At 73.9% G+C, this 21,091-nt stretch carries 18 protein-coding genes; 8 read left to right on the forward strand and 10 right to left on the reverse strand.

Going from position 1 to position 21,091, the window contains the following annotated elements; genetic code table 11:
• From AB0H57_RS06520 to AB0H57_RS06540, 5 genes are all read right to left on the reverse strand, one after another.
• On the reverse strand, positions 1-1,116 hold the full coding sequence (locus AB0H57_RS06520; RefSeq protein WP_357503368.1) for a hypothetical protein: 1,116 nt from the start codon (positions 1,114-1,116) through the stop codon (positions 1-3).
• Positions 1,117-1,335: 219 nt separating this feature from the next.
• Positions 1,336-2,484: a hypothetical protein gene (locus AB0H57_RS06525; protein ID WP_357503370.1), complete on the reverse strand. Its 1,149-nt coding sequence runs from the start codon at positions 2,482-2,484 to the stop codon at positions 1,336-1,338.
• On the reverse strand, positions 2,481-3,011 hold the full coding sequence (locus AB0H57_RS06530) for a SigE family RNA polymerase sigma factor (RefSeq protein WP_357503372.1): 531 nt from the start codon (positions 3,009-3,011) through the stop codon (positions 2,481-2,483). The genes AB0H57_RS06525 and AB0H57_RS06530 overlap by 4 nt, the downstream gene beginning before the upstream one ends.
• Positions 3,012-3,289: 278 nt before the next feature.
• The gene (locus tag AB0H57_RS06535; protein WP_357503374.1) at positions 3,290-4,462 is read right to left on the reverse strand and encodes a hypothetical protein; all 1,173 of its coding nucleotides are present in this window, start codon (positions 4,460-4,462) and stop codon (positions 3,290-3,292) included.
• An 81-nt stretch (positions 4,463-4,543) separates the two neighbouring features.
• The gene (locus tag AB0H57_RS06540; RefSeq protein WP_357503376.1) at positions 4,544-6,196 is read right to left on the reverse strand and encodes a glycoside hydrolase domain-containing protein; all 1,653 of its coding nucleotides are present in this window, start codon (positions 6,194-6,196) and stop codon (positions 4,544-4,546) included.
• Between the two features lie 353 nt (positions 6,197-6,549).
• Here AB0H57_RS06540 and AB0H57_RS06545 point away from each other — a divergent pair, with 353 nt between their 5' ends.
• From AB0H57_RS06545 to AB0H57_RS06560, 4 genes are all read left to right on the forward strand, one after another.
• Positions 6,550-8,307, forward strand: a complete 1,758-nt coding sequence (locus AB0H57_RS06545; protein WP_357503378.1) for a proline--tRNA ligase — start codon at positions 6,550-6,552, stop codon at positions 8,305-8,307.
• A gap of 59 nt (positions 8,308-8,366) precedes the next feature.
• Positions 8,367-8,792: a CBS domain-containing protein gene (locus AB0H57_RS06550; protein WP_357503380.1), complete on the forward strand. Its 426-nt coding sequence runs from the start codon at positions 8,367-8,369 to the stop codon at positions 8,790-8,792.
• Positions 8,793-8,904: 112 nt separating this feature from the next.
• Entirely contained in the window at positions 8,905-9,330 is a 426-nt protein-coding gene (locus AB0H57_RS06555; RefSeq protein ID WP_357503382.1) for a SufE family protein, read from the forward strand.
• A 20-nt stretch (positions 9,331-9,350) separates the two neighbouring features.
• Complete coding sequence (locus AB0H57_RS06560) at positions 9,351-9,986, forward strand: DsbA family oxidoreductase (protein WP_357503702.1); 636 nt, start codon at positions 9,351-9,353, stop codon at positions 9,984-9,986.
• 57 nt (positions 9,987-10,043) lie between these two features.
• Here the strand turns inward: AB0H57_RS06560 and AB0H57_RS06565 are convergent, their stop codons facing one another.
• The 4 genes from AB0H57_RS06565 to AB0H57_RS06580 form a co-directional block, all read right to left on the reverse strand.
• Entirely contained in the window at positions 10,044-10,592 is a 549-nt protein-coding gene (locus AB0H57_RS06565) for a YbaK/EbsC family protein (protein ID WP_357503704.1), read from the reverse strand.
• 147 nt (positions 10,593-10,739) lie between these two features.
• A complete protein-coding gene (locus AB0H57_RS06570) occupies positions 10,740-10,934 on the reverse strand; it encodes a hypothetical protein (RefSeq protein WP_357503384.1) in 195 nt (64 codons plus the stop codon).
• Positions 10,935-11,020: 86 nt separating this feature from the next.
• Entirely contained in the window at positions 11,021-12,397 is a 1,377-nt protein-coding gene (locus tag AB0H57_RS06575; RefSeq protein WP_357503386.1) for an MFS transporter, read from the reverse strand.
• Positions 12,398-12,536: 139 nt separating this feature from the next.
• Positions 12,537-12,797, reverse strand: coding sequence for a hypothetical protein (locus tag AB0H57_RS06580; protein ID WP_357503388.1), 261 nt, complete (start codon positions 12,795-12,797; stop codon positions 12,537-12,539).
• A 233-nt stretch (positions 12,798-13,030) separates the two neighbouring features.
• Here AB0H57_RS06580 and AB0H57_RS06585 point away from each other — a divergent pair, with 233 nt between their 5' ends.
• Positions 13,031-17,578, forward strand: coding sequence for a cation-translocating P-type ATPase (locus AB0H57_RS06585; protein WP_357503390.1), 4,548 nt, complete (start codon positions 13,031-13,033; stop codon positions 17,576-17,578).
• A gap of 36 nt (positions 17,579-17,614) precedes the next feature.
• A complete protein-coding gene (locus AB0H57_RS06590) occupies positions 17,615-18,418 on the forward strand; it encodes an MBL fold metallo-hydrolase (RefSeq protein ID WP_357503392.1) in 804 nt (267 codons plus the stop codon).
• A 66-nt stretch (positions 18,419-18,484) separates the two neighbouring features.
• On the opposite strand, the gene AB0H57_RS06595 is transcribed toward AB0H57_RS06590, so the two are convergent.
• The gene (locus AB0H57_RS06595) at positions 18,485-18,904 is read right to left on the reverse strand and encodes a CBS domain-containing protein (protein ID WP_357503394.1); all 420 of its coding nucleotides are present in this window, start codon (positions 18,902-18,904) and stop codon (positions 18,485-18,487) included.
• A 133-nt stretch (positions 18,905-19,037) separates the two neighbouring features.
• On the opposite strand from AB0H57_RS06595, the gene AB0H57_RS06600 reads away from it, so the two are divergent.
• The gene (locus AB0H57_RS06600; RefSeq protein WP_357503396.1) at positions 19,038-19,328 is read left to right on the forward strand and encodes a hypothetical protein; all 291 of its coding nucleotides are present in this window, start codon (positions 19,038-19,040) and stop codon (positions 19,326-19,328) included.
• Between the two features lie 70 nt (positions 19,329-19,398).
• Positions 19,399-20,976 (forward strand): protein kinase, encoded by a 1,578-nt coding sequence (locus AB0H57_RS06605; protein ID WP_357503398.1) that lies wholly within the window; start codon positions 19,399-19,401, stop codon positions 20,974-20,976.
• The last annotated feature ends 115 nt before the right edge of the window (positions 20,977-21,091 follow it).

The raw sequence follows: 21,091 nt of genomic DNA on the forward strand, positions 1-21,091 counted from the left end.
TCAGCCCAACAGGCGGCTGGCCCACTGGTCACCTGCCGGCACCGACCGGCTGCCCACCACCCGGCCGTCGGTGCCGTACCGGACGAGTCGGTAGCGCGGGGAGTCGTCACCGGGCATCGCCGCATTGGTCTGGGCGACCAGGCCACCGGTGCGCAGGAAGACGATCTTCTCGACGAGGCCCCGGCCGGTCGGCTTGCGCCAGGCCCGGTCCAGCGGCGCGAGCTCGACGGCCGCGCCGGTGGCCATGGAGACCCGGTAGTTGCGGATCCGCCAGCCGCAGGCGCACTCGCCCGGGCTGGGCACGTGGGTGCTGATCACGATGTTTCGCCCGTCCCCGGAGACACCCGCCACGCCGTGGATCTTGAGGCCGGCCGGGATACGCGGCTTCACCGTGCGCCGGGGGCCACCCTCGCCGAACAGGGTGACCGTCCGGGCGTCATATCGGGCGAGCACAGCGGTCCCGGCCACCGTCGGGCAGCTCTTCTGGTGGGTGGCGAAGACCCGCCGGCCGGTGCCGTCGGCGTTCACCCCGAGGTACGTCCAGTCGCCCTCCCGGCCCTGGGCGTAGACCACCCGCAGGTTGTCCAGCCAGCTCGGCTCGCAGGCCGGCCCGTTCGCCACCGGCACGGTCCGCTTGGCGCCACCAGTGAACCGGTCGATGACGAGGCGACGCTGGGCGGACGCCAACCAGGTGGCCCGCCGGCCGTCGGGCGAGACGGCGACGTTGCTCAGGCTGCCCTTCACGCCGGGCATGCCCTGCCGAACCAGCTGCCACTTGCCAGCGGGGGTCTGCCGCCAGATCCGGGCCGGGGCGGCGTGCGGCGCGTACCGCTGAGGGGTGTACCAGGTCAGCAGCGGCCAGCTGACGGTGCGGGCGGCGGCCGGAAGGACGGTGAGCGGTCGGCTGGCGGTGACCGCCGGCGCGGCACCGCCCATGGCAGTGGCGGTGGCGGTGGCGCCGAGTGCGGTGGACGGCCGGGCGGCGGTCGTCCCGGTCGGCGACGCGGCGCAGCCGGCGGCCCCGACCGCCAGCAGCAGCGCGGTGCTGGCCAGCAGCGCGCGAGGTGCCCGCCGCAACGCGGCGGAGAGGGTACGGGGTGTGGTGGCGAGATTCATCGCGTCGCTCCTTGAGGAGTGGTCGATCTGACACCACCCGAGAGCCGTCCCGCGGGCGGCAGAGTTGCCGTTCTCCGCCCGCCACCATCCGACATTCCGATCTTCCCGAGAGCGGCAACCTTTTCCGGCCCGGAGGCATCGGGTGACCCGCCGCCGGGCAGCGGGATGACGAAGGGCGGCACCGACCCGGGGTCGGTGCCGCCCGCTGCTCTCGATCGGTCAAGACTCGCTGGTCTGGACGGTCCACATCGCTTCGTCGTTACCCGAGTCGTCGTCGCCCAGGTCGTTGGTCACCGTCACCCGGCCGACGCGTGGACCGATCGGGGAGGTGGCCTCCAAGGTGTAGAGCAGGGTCCGCGACCGGCCCGGGTCGATCGGGCCCACCCCGTCGATCTCGGTGTTCATCCCGACCCCGGCCGGCAGGGTCAGCCGGAGTTCGGGGCGCCCGACGGCCAGGTCGCCGACGTTGGTCACGGTCACCTTCAGGTCGCCGAGGTACTTGCCGCTGGGATCCTTGACCAGGACGAGCGGCACGGCGGTGACCTTCAGATCGACCCGCAGTTCGGGGAACCCGGTCGGCCCGGCGATCTGGCGGAACGCGCTGCCGTTCCAGCGGTACGTCCGCCACTGCTCCGCCCCGGCGGAACCCCGTTGGGTGTCCACCCAGCGCACGCGCACCGACCCGTCGGCCAGCGCTTGGACGCCCTTGACCTGGCTGTCCCGCTGACCGGCGGGCGCGACCACGCCAAGAGGCACAAGGCCCGCCGGCCCGCGCACCAGGGCGATCACCTGTTGGGCCGACGTGGAGCCAGGTTTGCAGGTCAACGTGACCACGGCCTCGGGCTCGCCATCGCCGTCGACATCCGCGATCGACGGCCTGTCCATGAGGAGGAGCGGTTTCGAGTCCGGCGCCGACCCGGACAGCACCGCGCCCTGGCGGAACTGGTAGGTACCGGCCGCGCAGGCGTCGCCGGGCCAGGGTGGCAGCGGGATCTGGGCGTTCTTCACCTCGGCCACGGTCAGCAGTTTCCGGCTCGGCCCAGAGGTGCCGGCGGCCGGTGACCCGGATGAGCTGGGCGCCGAGCCACGCGGCGCCGGGGCGGACGAGGTCGGCGCCGGCCCGGCGGACGGCCCGCCGGTGACGGACGGGGAGTCGGCTGGCACCGGCCCGAGCCCACCGGTGGCCGACCGGATGGCGAGAGCCGAGCCGGTCGCCACACCGACCAGCGCCAGCGCCGCCGCTGAGGTGGCGACCCTACGCTGGATGACCAGCCGGCGGGAGGTGCGCAGGGCCTGGTCCCGCAGGTCGACCGGGGTCACCTCCTCGGCGAGGTCGGCGAGGTCGGCCCGGAGGCGGTCGGCGTTCATCGAACGGTTCCTTCCAGGACGTACAGCTCGGCCAGTTCTGGAGCGACGGCGCGCAACTTCGCCAGCGCCTTGGCGGTCTGGCTCTTCACCGTGCCGACCGTGACCCCGAGCAGGTCGGCGGCCTCGGACTCGGTGCGGTCCTCGAAGAACCGCAGGGTCAGCACAGCCCGTTGCTTGGGGGAGAGCTTCAGCAGGGCGGCCCGCAGGGTCAGCCGCAGGGCGGTCTGCTGGGCGTGGTCGGGCACCGAGCCGCCTCCGCGTGGCTCGGGCAGCACGCCCGACATCGACTCGGGCACCCGGCGACGCCGCCACCAGGAAACCTGAAGGTGGTACATGACCTTGCGGGTGTACGCCTCGGCGTTCCCGCTGTCGTGCAGCCGGTGCCAGGACCGGTGGGTGCGGGCCAACGCCGACTGGACGAGGTCCTCGGCGAGATGCTGATCGCCAGTGAGCAGGTAGGCCGAGCGCAGCAGGGCGGGGGTACGGGCGCGGACGAAGGCGTCGAACTCGCTCACTTGACAGTCCACACAAGCCGATCCTCAGGGGTAGGTGACGCGCGATGCTGACGCCCTCCCAGACGCCACCTCCGACCGCGATGGTTGCCGATCCGGGAGAGGAATCCTGCCGACCTCGAAAGTCATGTCACCGGCGTGAGCGACCCGCCTGTTCGCGCGGTCCGGGGTCGCGGTCACCGCGACCGACCCGCACGAGGCCATGCTCGCCGAGTTGCGCAGGCAGGTTCCGGCCGACGTGCGGAGGGGAGCGGCCCATTGACGCCCGGCGGTCCGCCGACCGGTAACGCCCGCTACTTCGCGACGGTCGGATGGTACGGCGCGAGCGCGTCCCGCACCTCGGCGTACTCGCGCCAGTCGTCCTCGGTGTAGGGGATCAGGCCCGCGCCCGCCGCCCGCCCGTACAGGCGGCCGGCCAGCGCGGCGGGAAACTTCTGCATGATGGTCGTGTTGATCCGCTCGTAGAAGGTCAGGCTGAGCCGGTCGGAGAGCGCGTCGATGTGCTCGGGGACGTCGGTGAGGAACTTGTCGCGCACGTCGGCGCCGGCGAACTTGCGGATGTAGAGGGAGAGGAAGTCCGCGGTGAAGTTCCGGCCGAAGGGCCGCTTGATGTTCGGCACCGGCGGCTCCTTCAGGTCGATCATCCCGCCGGCGCGCTGCGCCGCGATGGTGGCGAGCACGTACTTCCGGTAGAGCTTCTCCTCGCCGGGCAGCGCCAGCGAGGCGAGCGATTCGCTGATGGCCTCCGGCGAGTACGTGATGAGGAGCATGGCCGTGCCGACCTCGGTGATGCCGGCGACGTACGGCGCGTTGCGGTAGCCAGCCCCCAGGAACGGCGGGAACGTCTGCCCTCGGCTGGTGACGGGCACCCGCCGCAGGTTGTCCACGCCGGCTTCCAGAATGCTGCCGAACGTCATGTACCTCGCCGAGTGCAGTGGCGCGGTCAGGATCGCCCCGATGCCCATGAACGACCACGAGTTCCGCTGGAACTCCGTACCCACGATGTTCGTCGAGATGATCGTCGGCCCGAACTTCTCGAAGAACGGCCGCTCCTTCGCGAAGCGTCCGCCGAAGTCCATGGATACCAGGCTGGTCTCCTCGGGCATCAGGTGCAGCGCCGCCAGTGAGTCGAAGCCGCCGCTGAAGTTGAGGACGTTCCCCTCCCGCCGCCCCCCGCCGGCCGGCCGCTCGCGGATCGGAGCGGTCACTTTCCCGCGTACGAAGGACTCGACGACCTGTTTCACCGCCGGGGAGATCCGCAGGTCGAGCTGGACCCGGTCGTAGGCTGGACCGCACATGGTGGACAGCGCCAGTGCCACCGTATCCGGTGCGAACGGAATCGGCCGGCTGGCCTCGAAGTAGATCTCACCCGCGGCGCGATCGCCGCCCCGGTCGATCTCGTACCGGAAGTCGAGCCGCTGCGAATCCGTCACGATAAAGTCGCTGAAGACTGCCCCCGTGGTCATTCGGGCAGCGTACGGGCCACCTTCGACCTTCGCGAGCCGTGCTTGCCGCCGGGTCGGCGGGTCGCATCGACAGCCGTACGCCTAGAGCAGCGGCTGCATCCCGCTCCAGCCGGTGCCGATCCGGACCCGGCCGACGAAGCCGGTGCCCTTGCCCCGGTAGAGGTACAGGTAGTTGGTCGACTTCTCGACGGCGATCAGGTCCGGGTAGCCGTCGTCGTTGAAGTCACCGACGCCGACCAGGTCCCGCAGCCCGTTCCAGCCCGAACCGACCTGAATCCGAGGGCTGAACCCGGTGCCGCGCCCCGGATACAGGTAGAGGTTGCCGTTGCTCTTCTGCCGGGCGATCAGGTCCGGGTAGCCGTCGCGGTTGAAGTCACCCACCCCGGCCAGCTCGTCCATGCCGTTCCAGCCGGACCCGACGATGGCCCGGGTGCCGAAGCCCGTGCCGCGCCCCGGGTAGAGGTACAGGTAGCCGTTCGAGGTCTGCACGGCGAGCAGGTCGCGATTGCCGTCCCGGTTGAAGTCGCCGGCCGGCGTGATCTCCCGCAGGATGTTCCAGCCGGTGCCGATCCGGCTCCGGCTACCCCAGCCCGACCCCGTCCGGGGATACAGCCACGCCTCGCCGGTCGACTTGACCCGGCCGATGACGTCCTCGCGACCGTCCCCGGTGAAGTCGGTCCGGATGATCGCGTCCATGCCGTTCCAGCCGGTGCCGACGACGCTGCGGCCGGTGAGGGACGTGCCGTTGCCGGGATAGACGTACAGCGAGCCGTTGGAGGTCTGCCGGGCCACCAGGTCGGGCCAGCCGTCGCCGGTGAAGTCGCCGGGCATGGGCGGGGCCGGCTGCGGCACGGCCACGTCCAGGTAGTTGCTGTCGATGTTGATGGTGACCCCGCCCCACGTCTCGGTGTGGTCACCCCGGTACTGCTTCATCCGGCGCTTCGGCGCCCAGTACGTGCCGGGTATGGCCGGATCGTCCACCGTGGCGACCCCATCCCAGCGGGCGAAGTCCAGGAAGTCGGGGCGTGCGTAGCCGGGCTGGTCGTAGGCCGCCACCTGGTCCGCGACCCCGGAGGCCATGCTGCTGTAGAAGCCGGAGAGGTAGCCGAGGTCGTGCAGCCGGGCGGTCCACGCGCTCATGAACGACAGCACGGCGGTGCGGCAGCCGGCGTCCCCGGTCCGGTACGCCTCCATGTCGAAGATGAGCACGCTCTGCCGCGCCAGCCCGATCGCCTTCGCCTGCGCCACGGCGTCCTCGGCCTGCGCCCGCCCCTGCGCCGCCGCGTTCGGCGGGTCGATGAGGTAGCGCTTGCTGGACAGCGAGCACGGGGCCTGCGACCCCAGGTAGATCGGCATCAGGTGCCAACCCGCCGCCTGCTGCTCGGTGACCCAGGCGGCGGTCAGGTTGGGCTGGGCGCACGCGCGGTTGGCCCCACCAAAGTAGATGCCGACCGCCCGGTAGGGCGAGGCCAGCCAGGCCCGCATGGCCGCGGACGAGGGCGCGGTGCAGGCGTCGAAACCCACTCCGGTGTACGTCCCGGGCTGCGGCCCGGCGGTGCCGGCCGCCGCGGCGGCGGTCATGCTGGCGTCGGCGGCCGTGCCGCCGGCTCCGGCGGCGGTCGTGGTGGCCTCGGCGGCCGGCGTCAGCCCGGTGACCGCCGCCAGGCTGACCACGCCGGCCAGCAGGGCGGGGATCAGGCGACGCCCGGTGCGGGCACGGTTTCTGCTGTTCATGCGGTCTCGATTCGTTCCAGGAGGACCAACTCAGGCCGGCACTGGCCGCACAGTGATCGGTTACGGCGTGGCGGGGTGATGGCCACAGCCGACCTGCTCAGCGGAGCGTCGGGCACGGCGAGTTTCCTGGGCCCGATCGATGCGAGCAGGAGAAGCGGGCCCACCATATCGGACCGGAACGTCGCTGTGGAGGCCGCGACGCCCCGCGTTCCGGCCACCGCTTTGAGATCTGGGCTAGTCGCCGCTCATGACGATGACAACTTGCCAAGATCGGCGGGCCGAGCGGAGGTAGCGGCCGGTTGCCGCGCCGAATAGGATCGCCGGCCTGCCTCCGGCGGTCGTAGGCTGCGGCAATGCTGCTGCGCATGTCGACCCTGCTGCTCCGCACCCTGCGCGAGGATCCGGCCGACGCGGAGGTGCCGAGCCACCGGCTCCTGCTCCGCGCCGGTTACGTTCGCCGCGCCGCGCCGGGCGGCTACACCTGGCTGCCGCTGGGCAAGCTGGTGCTGGACCGGGTGACCGAGATCGTCCGCGCCGAGATGGCGGCGATCGGCGACCAGGAGGTGCACTTCCCGGCGCTGCTGCCGGCGGAGCCGTACCGGACCAGCGGGCGGTGGACGGAGTACGGCGATCTTCTGTTCACCCTCGCCGACCGCAAGGGCGCCGAGCACCTGCTCGCCCCGACCCACGAGGAGTTGGCCGCGCTGCTGGTGAAGGACCTCTTCACCTCGTACCGGGACTTCCCGGTGACGCTGTTCCAGATCCAGACGAAGTTCCGCGACGAGGCCCGGCCGCGGGCCGGCGTGCTGCGCGGGCGCGAGTTCCTGATGAAGGACGCGTACTCGTTCGACCTGGACGAGGCGGGGCTCCAGCGGGCGTACGACCGGCACCGGGAGGCGTACCGGCGGATCTTCACCCGGCTCGGGCTGGACTTCACCGTGGTGCGGGCGATGTCCGGGGCGATGGGCGGCTCGGCGTCGGAGGAGTTCCTGGCCGCGACGCCGGTCGGTGAGGACACCTACGTCGGCTGCACCGCCTGCGACTACGCCGCGAACACCGAGGCGGTGGTGACCCCGGCCCCGGCCGCCGGTGACCCGCACGCGCACCCGGCCACCGAGGCGCACGACACCCCGGAGACGCCCACCATCGCGTCCCTGGTGGCGCTGGCCAACGCCCGGGCGCTCGCCGGCCGCACCGACTGGACCGCCGCGGACACCCTGAAGAACGTGGTGCTGACCGTGCGCCGGCCCGGCGCCGAGCAGGCCGAGCTGCTGGTGATCGGCCTGCCGGGCGACCGGGAGGTGGACCTCAAGCGGGTGGCGGCGGCGGTGCACCCGGCCACCGTCGCGGTGTTCGACGACTGGGCGGCGCACCCCGAGCTGGTCCGCGGCTACCTCGGGCCGCAGATCCTCGCCAAGCACGGCGTCCGTTACCTGGTCGACCCCCGGGTGGTCACCGGCACGTCCTGGCTGACCGGGGCGAACGAGCCGGGCCGGCACGCCACCAATGTGGTCTGCGGGCGCGACTTCACCCCCGACGGCACGATCGAGGCCGCCGAGGTACGGCCCGGCGACCGCTGCCCGGCCTGCGGGGACGGCGAGCTGACCATGCGGCGGGGCATCGAGATCGGGCACATCTTCCAGCTCGGCCGCCGGTTCACCGACGCGTTCGCCGTGGACGTGCTGGGTCCACAGGGGAAGCCGGTCCGCCCCACCATGGGTTGCTACGGCATCGGCGTGTCCCGGGCGGTCGCCTCGATCGCCGAACAGCACCACGACGACCGGGGCCTGGTCTGGCCGGCGGAGGTCGCGCCGTGCGACGTACACCTGGTGGCCGCCGGGAAGGGGCCGCAGCTGGACGCGGCGCTCGACCTCGGCGGACGGCTGGCCGCCGCCGGGCTGCGGGTGCTGGTCGACGACCGGACGCACGTCTCCGCCGGGGTGAAGTTCACCGATGCGGAGCTGATCGGGATCCCGCGCACGGTGGTGGTCGGCCGCCGGCTCGCCGACGGGTACGTCGAGCTGCGCGACCGGGCCGGCGGGGAGCGGGCCGAGCTGCCCGTCGACGAGTTGGTGGAGCGGCTGACCGCGGAGCGGGCAAAGCGGGTGTAACGGCCGTGGCGGTGGGTACCGGTCGAGAATCGACTTCTTTTGTGCCGGGGAGGCTCTCGATGGCGGATCTACGCGTCTCCGACGTGATGACAAGACAGGTCGTCTACCTCTCGGCGGAGACCATGCTCGACGAGGCGGCCCGGGTGATGCGGGACACCGACATCGGCGATGTCGTGGTCACCGACGGGGCGACGCTGGCCGGCATGGTGACCGACCGGGACATCGTGATCCGGGCGGTGGCCGATCGACTCGACCCGGCGGCGACGCCCATCGGCTCGGTGATCACCCGCGAGGTGGTGATGATCGAGCAGCACGCGACGGCCAACGAGGCGGCGTCGCTGATGCGCGAGCGCAACATCCGCCGGGTGCTGGTCTGCGACAGCGACCGGAAGCTGGTCGGCATCGTCTCCCTCGGCGACCTGGCGATGCAGTTGGACCCCACCTCGGCCCTGAGCGACATCACCGAGGCCGCCCCCAACATGTGAGAGGCAAGGAGGGGGCCCCGCTCAACGCTTTCGGTAGAGCAGGGGCCCCTTCTCAACACCCACCCACCCGTGCGCGAGCACGGCGGCCGACGGGCGGCGGTAGCCTCGACGAATGCCCGAGATGCCGACCAAGCTGGCGGAGATCGTCGACGAGTTCGCCGCCGCGCCCCGCGACGTGGTGCTGGAGATGCTGCTGGAGTACGCGGACGTCATCCCGCCGCTGCCCACCGGGATCGACCGGGAGGGCATGGAGCAGGTCCCGGAGTGCCAGACGGCGTTCTTCCTGCGCGCCCAGGTGCAGCCGGACAACACGGTGATCACCTGGTTCGACTGCCCGCCGGAGGCGCCGACCACCCGCGCCTTCGCCGGCATCCTCGCCGAGGGCCTGGCCGGCGCCGACGCCACGCAGGTGCTGGCCGTGCCGGACGACCTCTACCAGCGGATGGGGCTGGCCCAGGCGATCAGCCCGCTGCGGGTACGCGGTGGCACGGCGATCCTGGCCCGGCTCAAGCGCCAGGTCCGGGAACAACTCGGTTGAGCTTCGGGTTGTCCCGGTTCATGGAGATCGAGATCTACGCCGACGTGGTCTGCCCCTGGTGCTGGATCGGCAAGCGCCGGCTGGAACAGGCGCTGGAGTCGTACGACGGCGAGGTGACCGTCCGGTACCGGCCGTTCCAGCTCGACCCGACGCCGGTCACCGAGCCGAAGCCGCTGATCGAGGCGCTGGGTGCGAAGTTCGGCGGCCGGGACCAGGCGGAGGGGATGGCCGCCCGCGTCACCGGAGTCGCCGCAGGCGCGGGAATCGAGATGCACTTCGACCGCGCGGTGGCCGCGAACACCTTCGAGGCGCACCGCCTCGTGCGGTTCGCCGCCGAACGGGGCCGGGCCGCCGAGCTGGTGGAGCGGCTCTACCGGGCGCACTTCCAGGACGGGATGGACGTCGGGTCGACGGACGCGCTGGTCGAGCTGGCGGCCGAGGTGGGCCTGGACGAGACCGACGCGCGCGCGTACCTGGAGTCGAACCTGGGCCGGCGCGAGGTGGCCGCCGACCTGTCGGCCGCGCACCAGCTCGGGGTGACCAGCGTGCCGACGTTCGTGCTGGCCGGCAAGTACGCGGTCACCGGCGCCCAGGAACCGGAGACGCTGCTCGCCGCCTTGGACGAGGTGCGCCGCCGGGAGGCCGGCGAGGTCTGAGCCGCCGGCCCGCATCGACCGTCTTGATGTTTCACGTGGAACAAGATCGACGCCGGGTCACGCCGGCCGGGCGAGCTCCTCCACCACCTGCGCGCCGGGCAGCACCCCGAGCGCCGGGCCGGGCAGAGCGATCTTGCTGTGCCGTACGCCGGAACCGATGATCACGTGCGGCGTGGCGACCACCCGCGAGTCCACCAGGATCGGCCAGGACTCGGGCAGCCCGATCGGGGTGATGCCGCCGTACTCCATGCCGGTCAGCTCGACCGCCTCGGCCATCGACGCGAAGCTGGCCTTGCGGACGTCCAGCATCCGGCGGACCACCCCGTTGACGTCGGCCCGGGTGGTGGCGAGCACCAGGCAGGCCGCGTACCGGACCTCACCACCGCGCTTGCCGGCCACCACCACGCAGTTGGCCGACTCGGCCAACTCCACCTCGTACGCGGCGCAGAAGGCGGCGGTGTCGGCGAGTTCGGCATCGATCGGCGCGACCAGCACCTCGTCGACGTCCGCCGGCGCCTCGGCGGGCCACTGCTCGATCGCGGCGGCGACCGGCGGCGCGAGCAGGTCCAGCCGGGTGCGGGCGGGTTCGGTCTTCAACGTCCCCATCACGGGAGCGATCCTCGCACCCACCGGCGGGAAACGCTCGCCGAGGCCCCGGCGCGTCCCACCCGGACGCGGCCAGGACGGGTGCTGCGGTCCGGCGGCCGACCCGGCGGAGCAGCCCGACCGACCCAAGCCGCGGCGACGGCGTGGTCAGTTGCCGGTGAGGAAGGCGTTGTCCCCCATGAAGGCCCGATCCCCGGTGACGGCGCGCTGCTCGGCGTGCAGCAGTTGCGCCCGGCGGCCCTCCCGGTCCTCCAGACCGTGGCGGACCGCGAGCCGGATCACGCCGTAGAGGAAGACGAAACCGAAGACATACAGGAGCACGGTGACGACGACGACCAGCATGCCCTCAGGCTAGGTCGGTCAGGACCAGCAACTTCCTCATTTTTCCCCGGGTCCCCCGTACGTGACGGGGTGGCCACCCGCCGGGCTCAGGCCGCCGCGCCCTCCGGCACCACCCGCCCGGCGACCAGCGCGCCGACCAGCGCGCAGCCGGCGGCCACCGCCAGGGTTCCGGCGTACCCGGCCGGCCCCGGCGCACTCCCCATGCCGAGCAGAGTGCCGATCAGGGCGAGCACGGTGGCGGAGGCCAGCGAGTCGCCCAGTTGCAGCGAGGAGCTGTTCCGGCCCTCCTCGCCGGGGGCGGAGAGGCTCAGGGTCAGCACCGACAGCGACGGGAAGAGCAGTCCCATGCCCAGCCCGGCCACCGCCCACGCCACCATCCCGAGCGGCACCGGCACCTGCGGAAGCAGGACGGCGGCCGTTCCCGCGGTGCCGATCGCGATGCACGCCAGCCCGGCCCGGGGCAGGGTGGCCGTCGACGCCGGGGCCGGCAGCCGCCCCTGCAACCAGGAGCCCAGCGACCAGGAGACCGCCCCGACGGTGAGCGCCAGGCCGGCACCGGTCGGGGTCAGCCCGCGTTCCCGGGACAGCATCAGCGGGATCACCACCTCCGCCCCGGCGAACGCGGCCGCCGCCAGCGCCCGCAGGCCGACGACCGTGGGCAGCCCTCGCGCGGCGCGCAGGAACCCGGCCGGCAGCAGGTGCGGGACGCTGGCCAGCAGACCGGCCAGCGCCACCGACACCACCACCACGGCGGTGGCGCCGCGCTGCTGCCCCCCGTGATGCAGCAGTGCGGCGCTCACCCCCGCCCCGCACGCCCAACCGATCCGGCCCGCCGAGCCGGCGGGCGGCCGGCGCCGCCCGGTGACCCCCAGCGCGCGCAGGCCGGGCTGGATCAGCAGGACCGCGGGCACCGCGATCAGCGGCACCGCGAGGAAGACCCACCGCCAGCCGAGGTGCTCCACGATCAGGCCGGCCACCACCGGCCCGACCAGCGAGGGTACGACCCACGCGGCGGCGAAGGCGGCGAAGATCCGGCGGCGCAGCCGCTCCGGGTAGGCCAGCCCGACGATCACGTAGAGCGCCACCGACAGCAGACCGCTGCCGAAGCCCTGCACCATCCGCCCGGCGACCAGCACCCCCATCAGCGAGGCGGAGCCGGCGAGCAGCAGCCCGGACACGAAGAGAGCCAGACCGGCCCACATGGCGGGGCGGGGCCCTCGGGCGTCGCACCAGACGCCGGAGGCGACCATGCCCAACACTCCCAGGGCGAGCGGGCCGCCGAAGGCCAGTGCGTACCCGCCCAGCCCGTCCAGGCTGCGGGCGACCGTGGGCATCGCGGTGCCCACGGCCAGCGCCTCGAAGGCCAGCAGCGACACCAGCGCCACGCTGCCCACCGTCATCGCCCGCAGTCGCGGGGTGTAGAGGCCCTCGACCGGGGCGGTCGGCGTGGCGGTCGCGGTCACCGCCGGCCCGCCGGGTGGCGGAGGAACATCGGGTACGCCGGGGGCAACCTCGGCACGGGGACAGCCATGCCCCTACCCTGCGACCTCAACCGGGATTGAGGTCAACGCCGGGTGACCGGGCCCACGTCCGGCGTCGCCATCATGCGGACTCCAACGCCTCTCCCATTCCCTTGGCCAGGCCCGACACGCGCTGGTCGGCCAGCAGGTGCCCGGCGGTGATCACCAGCGCGACCGGCCACTGGATCACCTGGAAGGCGGCCAGCACCCCGATGCCGGCGTAGTAGGCCAGCTTGTCCGGCGGCGGCATCGCCACCTCGCCCAGCACCGGGAGTTCCACCCGCCGCCGCTCGTACGAGCGGACCCGGTCCCTCGCGTTCAGGTCTCGCGTCAACGTGCTCATCCCGGCCTCCCCGGCACTCCGACGGTCCACACGGTCATGCCACCCCCGGATTCCACCGCCCACCCGGTCCATGCCCACTGGGCGACGGAAATTTCCCCCACCTCCTGGGCATAAGGGACGCCGCGCCGGGAAGCCAGGGCGCCGGAACGACGACCGGGAGGCGACATGGCGCACGCCAGGGGACGCGACGACGGCGACGGAAAGCGAGGCCGGCGGCCCGGCCGTACCGCTCGATGACGCCGCTGGGCCGCGTCGCCGGCCGCCTGCTGCCCCCGCTCCCGGTGCCGGGGCTGGTCGGCGACGCCACCCGCGCGGTCGACGCCGCGGCCCGGAAGCTGGCCCGTGCCGCCGGCCTGACCAGCCGCCGGGTCTGGTCCGGCAACGGGCGGCACCACATCGAGGTGCACGGCGTCTGCCAGGACGGCGGCGACAAGCTGGCCCGGCAGGTGGAGGCGGCCCTGGAACGGCTGCCCGGCGTGGCCTGGGCCCGGGTGAACGCGCCCTCCGGCCGGGTGGTGGTTGCCGTCCGGCAGCCCGAACCGAAACTGCGCGACCTGATCGCCACCGTCGCCCGCACCGAGCACACCTGCGACCACGAACCCGACCCGGACGTCCCGCCGCCGCACCCGCCCGAGGAGGGCCCGCGTACCCCCCGCACCCTCGGCGCCCTCGTCTCCGACGCGCTCGGCCTGACCATCTCCGCGGCCACCCGCATCCTGCCGTTCACCCCCGTGCCCGGGGAGGTCGCCGGGCTGCTCAGCGCCGTCGACCTGCACCCGAAGCTGCACGCCCTGGCCAACCGGGGGCTGCGCGCCGACCCCCGCGCCGAGGTGCTCTTCCCGCTCGCCGAGGCGGTGGCGCAGGGCCTCGCCGGCGGCTGGACCGGCATCGTGCTCGACGGCGCGCAGCGGCTCGTGCAGTGGGGCGAGGCCCGATCGCAGCTGACCACCTGGGAACGGGCCGAGCCCCGGCTGACCGGCGACCCGGACCGGGCGGTGGCCCGGGCCCCGCGTACCGAGCGGCCCGCCCCGAAGCCGGACGGCCCGGCCGAGCGGTACGTCAAGCGGATGCTGGCGGCCGGCGCCGCCGCGGGCGTCGCCGCCGTGCCGGTGGTGGGCGGCAAGCGGGCCGCCGCGCTGGGGCTCTCCGCGCTGCCCAAGGCCCCCGGCAGCGGCCGGGAGGGGTACGCCGCCCGACTCGGCCGGATCCTCGCCCGGCGCGGCGTCATCGTGATGGACCGCGGCGTGCTGCGCGAGCTGGACCGGATCGACACCGTGGTGCTCGACGCGGCCGTGCTCGGCTCGGGCCGGGGTGTGCTGGCCGACCTGGCCCCGCTGGCCGGCGCCGACACCGGCGAGGTGGCCGGCCGGGCGTTCGAGTTGTTCGACCCGGACGCGCCGGACCGGCTCCAGCAGGCGGACAGCTGGCGGCTCGGCCCGCTGGACCGGCTCGACGCCACCGACCCCGGCGACACCCCGGACACCCGCCGGCTACGGGAGGCGGGCGGCCGGCTGCTCGGGCTGGCCCGGGGCGACCGGCTGGTCGCCGTGCTGCGGGTGGACGAGGAGCCGGCGCCCGGCGTGCAGTCCCTGCCGACCGCCGCCCGACGGGCGGGGCTGCGGCTGGTGGTGGCCGCCGACGACCCCGAGCGGTACGGCTTCGCCGACGCCGTCCTGCCGAACGGCTCCCGGCTCACCGAGTCGGTACGCGCCCTGCAACGCGACGGCGCCGTCGTCATGGTGATCTCCGGTGACCGCTCCGCACTGGGCGCCGCGGACTGCGGGGTGGGCCTCTCCGACCCCCGAGAGACCCCACCCTGGGGAGCGCACCTGCTGGTCGGGGACGACCTGCGGATCCCCGGACTGCTGATCGAGGCCGCCGGTACGGCCCGCCGGTTGACCCGGCAGAGCATCCGGCTCGGCCTGGCCGGCACCGGCCTCGGCGCGCTCAACGCGTTCACCACCGACCCGCAGCTGCTGCCCGGCCGGGCGCTGGCCGCGGTGAACGGCGCCGCCGGGCTGGCCTTCGCCAACGGGGTGTGGCGGGCGCACCGGCTGCCCGACCCGGCGTGTACGCCGGTCCCGGTCACCACCGCCTGGCACCTGATGCCGGTGGACACCGTGCTGCGCCAGCTCGAAACCGGCCCGGACGGGCTCGGCGCCGCGGAGGCGCACCGGCGGCACGGCGCCGCCGGGACCGAGGCGCCCGGCCAGGCCAGCCTGTTCCGGGCCTTCGTCGAGGAGCTGGCCAACCCGCTCACCCCGGTGCTCGTCGCCGGCGCGGTGCTGTCCGCCTCGTTCGGCTCGCTGGTCGACGCCGCCCTGGTCGGCGGCGTGGTCGGCGGGTCGGCCCTGGTCGGCGCCGTGCACCAGCGCAACACCGAACGGTCCCTGGCCGAGTTGCTGACCCGTTCGGCGGTGACCGCCCGGGTCCGCCGGGACGGCGTGGCGGAGGTGGTGTCGGCGGACGACCTGGTCACCGGGGACGTGGTGCTGGTCGGGCCGGGGGACGCGGTGCCCGCCGACTGCCGGCTGCTGGAGGCGGTCGGCCTGGAGGCCGACGAGTCGTCGCTGACCGGCGAGTCGCTGCCGGTGGGCAAGACCGTCGAACCGGTGGTGGCGGCGAATATCGCCGACCGCCGGTCCATGCTGTACGAGGGCACCACGATCGCCACCGGCCGCGGCGTCGGCGTGGTGGTGGCCACCGGCTCGGACACCGAGGCCGGGCGCAGCCTCGCGCTGGCCCGGCAGTCCCCGCCGGTCAGCGGGGTGGAAGCCCGGCTCGGCCGGCTGACCAGCGCGGCGGTGCCGCTGGCGGTCAGTTCCGCGGTGGCCGTGGCGGGGGCGGGACTGCTGCGGGGCGTACCGCTGGCGGAGACGGCCGCGACCGCCGCGAACCTGGCCGTGGCGTCGGTGCCGGAGGGGCTGCCGTTCCTGGTCAGCGCCGCGCAACTGGCGGCGGCCCGGCGGCTGGCCGAGCACGGCGCGCTGGTCCGCAACCCGCGCACCATCGAGGCGCTGGGCCGGGTGGACGTGCTCTGCTTCGACAAGACCGGCACCCTCACCGAGGGGCAGCTGATGCTGGCCGGGGTCGGTAACGACGGCCGGTACGCGCCGCTGGACCGGCTCGACGACGGCCTGCGCCGGACGCTGGCCGCCGGGCTGCGGGCGACCCCCATGGCGGACGACCCGGACGAGCTGCCCCAGCACACCGACCGGGCGGTGCTGCGGGGCGCCCGGGGTGCCGGGATCTCCGCCGACACCGGCGCGGCGGGTTGGGTCCCGGCCGGTGGGCTGCCGTTCGAACCGTCCCGTGGCTACCACGCGACGGTCGGGCGCACCGGCGAGCAGCTGCTGCTCAGCGTGAAGGGGGCACCGGAGACGGTGCTGCCCCGGTGCACCTCCTGGCGCAACCCGGGCGGCCGGGACGAGCCGCTGGACACCGCGGGCCGGCAGCGGATCGAGGCCACGCTCGCCGACAGCGCCGGCGCCGGGCACCGGGTGCTGGCCGTCGGCGAGTGCCGGGCCGCGACCGCGACGATCACCGACGCGGACGTACGTGACCTGGTGTTCGTCGGCTTCCTGGCGCTCGCCGACGTGGTACGCGAGAGCGCCGCCCCCGCCGTGCGCCGGATCCGCGCGGCGGGGGTGCACACCATCATGATCACCGGGGACCACCCGGCCACCGCCGAGGCGATCGCCTCGACCATCAGCCCCGACGACGGGTCGCAACGGGTCGCCACCGGCACCGAACTCGACCAGCTCGACGACGATGCCCTCGGCGAGCGGCTGACCCGCACCGACGTGGTGGCCCGCTGCACCCCGGCCCACAAGGTACGCATCATCCAGGCCCTGCAGAAGGCCGGGCGTACCGTGGCGATGACCGGCGACGGGGCCAACGACGCGCCGGCGATCCGGCTGGCCGACGTGGGCATCGCCCTCGGCCAGCGGGGCACCCCGGCGGCCCGCGCCGCGGCCGACCTGGTGGTCACCGACGACCGGCTGGAGACCATCATCGCCACCCTGGTCGAGGGCCGGGCCATGTGGTCGTCGGTCCGCCACGCGCTGAGCATCCTGGTCGGCGGCAACCTCGGCGAGATCGCCTTCAGCGTGCTGAGCGCCGCGGCGACCGGCCGGTCCGCGCTCACCGGCCGGCAACTGCTCCTGGTCAACCTGCTCACCGACCTGGCGCCGGCGCTGGCCATCGCGGTCCGGCCGCCCGGCGGCGACCACGCGGACGGCCTGCTGCGGGAGGGGCCGGACCGGTCCCTGGGGGCGACCATGACCCGGGAGATCGGCCTACGCGCGGCGGCGACCACGCTGGGCGCGACTGCCGGCTGGACGCTGGCCCGGTGGACCGGGACCGAGCGGCGGGCCGGTACGGTCGCGCTCGCCTCGCTGATCGGCACCCAGCTCGGCCAGACCGTGCTGGCCGGCGGGACCAGCCCGACCGTGCTCGCCTCCACCGCCGCGTCGGTGGGCGTGCTGGTCGGCGTGGTGCAGACGCCCGGCGTCAGCCAGTTCTTCGGGTGCACACCGCTGGGCCCGGTCGGGTGGGGCATCGCCGCCGGCTCGGCGCTCGGCGCGACCTTCGCCAACGGGGCGCTGACCCGGCTGGTGGAACGCTTCCCACCGGCGTCCACCGACGGCCGGGCCCGGCCGGAACCGGCCCCGGACGACGCCTCGCCGCCTGCCGACACCCGGCAGGACGAGCCGGTGGACGTGGCCGCGGCGGAGAGCCCTGACGGGTGGGGCCGGCCGGACGGGCCGCCGGTGAGCTGACCGCATGGCCGGTGGAATCGGGGGTACCGAGAACGCATGGTGACCCACCAACCGGACGTGACCTTCATCGGCACGGCGACCACCCTGCTGCGGCTCGGCGGGTTCACCCTGCTGACCGACCCCAACTTCCTGCACCGCGGCCAGCGCGCCTACCTGGGGTACGGGATGTGGTCGAAGCGCCGCACTGACCCGGCCATGGCCGTCGCCGACCTGCCCGAACTGGACGCCGTGGTGCTGTCCCACCTGCACGGCGACCACTTCGACCGGGTGGCCCGGCGCGGGCTGGACCGGCAGGTGCCGATCCTCACCACGCCCGAGGCGGAACGGAAACTGCGCCGGTGGGGATTCGGCGCGGCGGAAGGCCTGCCCACCTGGCGCTCCCGGGAGCTGCGCCGGGGCGGCGAGACGTTGCGGCTCACCTCGTTGCCCGGGCAGCACGGGCCGGGCCTGCTGGACCGGGCGCTGCCGGACGTGATGGGCACCCTGATCGACCTGGACCGGGACGGGACACGGCAGTTCCGCCTGTACGTCACCGGGGACACCCTGCACCGGCCGCTGCTCGCCGGGATCCCGGAACGCTTCCCCGACATCGACGCGATGCTGATCCACCTCGGTGGCACCCGCCTCGCTGGCGTACTGCTCACCATGGACGCGCGGCAGGGCGCCGACCTGGTCGAGCTGATCCGGCCCAGGCTCACCGTGCCGATCCACTACGACGACTACCCGGTCTTCCGGTCACCGCTACGGCACTTCGTCGACGAGGCGCGCCGGCGCGGCCTGGTCCGTGCGGTACGCACCGTCGCCCGGGGCGAGACGGTGCCACTCACCCCACCCGCCTGACGTCCCGTACGGCGAATCGCCGCCGTCCCCGGCGCAGAGCCGGCGGCGGCGGCGATCAACCGCTGGTCAGGTGCGCTCTGAGATGGCCTCGATCAGGTCGCCCACCGGGCGGTCCGGCAGCGACCGGGCCACGTCGGCGACCGCCACGATGCCGATGAGCTCGTGCCCGTCGATCACCGGCAGCCGGCGTACCTGATGCTTGCCCATGGTCCGCAGGATCTCGGCGGCATCGTCGTCTGCGCCCACGGTCACCGCCTCGCCCTGGGCCAGCTCACCCGCGGTCACGTTGCCCGGGTCCCGGCCCTCGGCCAGCACCTTCACCACGATGTCGCGGTCGGTCAGCATGCCCTTGAGCCGGTTGTCGTCGCCGCAGATCGGCAGCGAACCGACGCCCAGCTCCGCCATCCGGCGGGCGGCCACCTTGAGGTCGTCCTGCTCACGGACGCAGGACACGTCGTTGGTCATGATCTCGCGTGCGGTCGGCATCGGCATCACACCTCACTTTCCGGGGGTTCTGATGCTTCTGCTACCCCAGCCGGGCAGGTCCATTCCCGAGACATGAGCCCGAGCTGGTGGGGAACGCTGACAACCGGAGCAGCGAGCAGCGGAGGTGGATCAGATGTCGTTCGTGCAGATCGTCGAGTACGAGACCGACCGTCCGGACGAGATGCGGATGCTGAGCGAGCAGTGGGAGCGGGAACGCCCGGCCAACGGCCCGTCCCGGCTCACCTTCGCCGAGGACCAGGAGAAGCCGGGCCACTTCGTCATCGTCGCCGAGTTCGACACGTACGAGCAGGCGATGGCGCACAGCGGCCAGCCGCAGACCAGTGCCTACGCCGAGCGCATCCGCACGTTGGCCAAGGGCGACCCGCGCTTCGTGAACCTGAAGGTCGACCGCCAACAGACCTGACCGACCCCACCGGCCGTCACTACCCATCGCAGGCTGTGTAGCGACGGCCGGTAATGGAAATATGGGGGTGATGTCGAGACTGCTGGATGGCCGCTACCAGGCCGAGGAGCTGCTGGGCAGCGGTGGCATGGCCAGCGTGTGGCGCGGCCGGGACCTGCGGCTGGACCGCCCGGTCGCGGTGAAGGTGCTCGCCGGGGCCGGGCTCGACGAGCCGATGGCCCTGGAACGGTTCGACCGGGAGGCCCGGGCCGTGGCCCGGCTGGCCCACCCCAACATCGTCGCCGTGTACGACTTCGGCACCGCCGACGGCGACCCGTACCTGGTCCTGGAGCTGGCCGAGGGGCAGACCGTGTCGGCGCTGGTCATGGCCGGTCCGATGCCGATCGGGCGGGCGCTCGCCATCGCCGAGCAGATCTGCGACGGTCTGGTCGCCGCGCACGCCGCCGGGGTGGTGCACCGCGACATCAAACCCGGCAACCTGATCGTCACCCCCACCGGCGTCGTCAAGATCTGCGACTTCGGCATCGCCCGGCTCTTCCGGGACGGGGAGAACACCCTCACCAACGCGGCCACCCGACTCGGCACCAGCTCGTACATGTCGCCGGAGCAGGCGACCGGCGGCCCGGTCGACCCGCGGACCGACCTGTACGGCCTCGGTTGCACCCTCTACACCATGCTCGCCGGCACCCCACCGTTCGCCGGCGACCCGCTGCACGTGCTGCACCAGCACCTGCACGAACCGGCCACCCCGGTACGCAGCCGGCGGCCCGAGGTGCCGCCCGCGCTCGACGCCCTGCTCGCCGACCTGCTCGCGAAGGACCCCGCCGCCCGCCCGGCGGACGCGGTCGAGGTGCGGGACCGGCTCGCCGCGATCCGGGCGGGCCTGCCCGACGAGGCACCGACAGACGGCCTGCCCGTGGCGGCACCAGCGGACGGCCTGCCGCTGGCGGCGCTGGCCGGAGCGGTGACTGCCGGCTCCGCCGGCCCGGGCGCGGGATCCCGGCCCGTGGCCGGCGCCGCACCCTGGCCCACCGGCGGATCGAGACTGATCCTCGACCGGCCGGCGGACCAGCCGCACCGCCGGCGCCGCCGCCCGGCCGTGTTACTGGCCGTCCTCGCCGGCGGCGCGGCGCTCGCGGTGGCCGGCGCGGCACTGCTGCCCGACGACGAGCCTGCCGGCGCGCCGCCGGTCACGGCGGCGACCACGCTCGCCACCCGGCCCACGCCGGTCGCGTCCGGCACGGGGGCGACCACGCCGCCCGCCCCCAGCCCGACCGGCGCCGCGCCCGCACCGGCGGCCCGGACGAGCACCTCCACCCGGCCCGCCGCCCGCAGCACCGCGCCGACCAGCGCCCCGGCGCGTACGACCAGCCCGCCGCCGCCCGCCGACCCAATCGTGGCGATCCGGCTGTCGATCCAGGAACAGGTGAACACGGGGCAGCTCAACCCGGACGCCGCGAAGGACCTGCACGGCAAGGTCGACGCCATCGCCAAGGACCTGGCCGCGGACGACCAACGGCGGGCGGCGGACGACGTCAAGAAGCTCCGCGACAGGCTGGCCGGCCTGCACAAGGACGGCCGGCTCAGCGAGGCCGGCTACACCCGGCTGTCGAGGGACGTGGACCGGCTCGCCGCCCAGGTCGGCTGACGCCCGACCCCGCGCCCGTCGCCTGGGCCAGGGCCGGTCGGGTCGGTCGGGTCCCTCGGTTCGGTCGGGTCGGCTGGGCCGATCGGGTCGGTCAGCGGTGGTCGCGGGAGCGGCG

It is taken from the genome of Micromonospora sp. NPDC050686 (assembly GCF_040654475.1).
Taxonomy (GTDB): Bacteria; Actinomycetota; Actinomycetes; order Mycobacteriales; family Micromonosporaceae; genus Micromonospora.